General features: G+C 43.8%; 1 protein-coding gene. It reads left to right on the forward strand.

The window, feature by feature from the left end; translation table 11 throughout:
* Window positions 1-779, forward strand: a 779-nt coding sequence (locus ABD296_RS49500) for an ABC1 kinase family protein (protein WP_344285511.1), incomplete at both ends; no start/stop codon positions are given.

Raw genomic sequence — 779 nt, forward strand, 5'->3', positions numbered from 1 at the left:
CTAGTCGTGAACGCAAAAATCCTTTAAAGCTTAAAGAAGCTTTAGAAGATATGGGGCCGCTTGCAATTAAGCTTGGACAACTCCTGTCAACCCGCCGTGATTTGATTCCACCTGAAATACTCGCCCAACTGGTTTTGCTTCAAGATCAGGTCAAACCTTTTGATGGAGAAGTTGCCAAACAACGTATTCAAGATTCTTTAAAAGCAGACGTAAATACACTGTTCGCCCGCTTTGATGATCAACCACTTGCAGCAGCCTCAATTGCACAAGTCCATACAGCGGCGTTACATGATGGACGTGAAGTTGTTGTTAAAGTTACTCGTCCAGACATTCGTAGCCAAATTTTACAAGACTTTGAAATTCTGGCTTGGCTAGGTAACACCTTAGAAAGTCGTCTTGAAGCTGCCCGTGCATTACATTTATCTGAAATTATTCAAGACTACCGCCAAATCATTTTAAATGAGCTGGACTTGAGTATTGAGGCAGATAACACCCGTCGTATGCGCCATTACTTCACTGGTTCAACCATGATGTATGTGCCAGAAGTCTACATGGACACCAAAGATGTCATGGTGGCTGAGCGTATTACTGGTGTCCCTATTTCAGATACGGCAACCTTTGACCGTTTAGGAATGGACCGCGCACAACTTGCAGAAAAAGGGTTAACCATTTTCTTTACGCAAGTATTCCGCGATAACTTTTTCCATGCCGACATGCACCCCGGCAATGTCTTTGTAGAAACCATCAACCCAAGCAATCCACGCTTTATTGCACTGGAC

Origin of the sequence: Actinomadura napierensis (assembly GCF_039529375.1) — a bacterium.
Classification (GTDB): Bacteria; Actinomycetota; Actinomycetes; order Streptosporangiales; family Streptosporangiaceae; genus Spirillospora; species Spirillospora napierensis.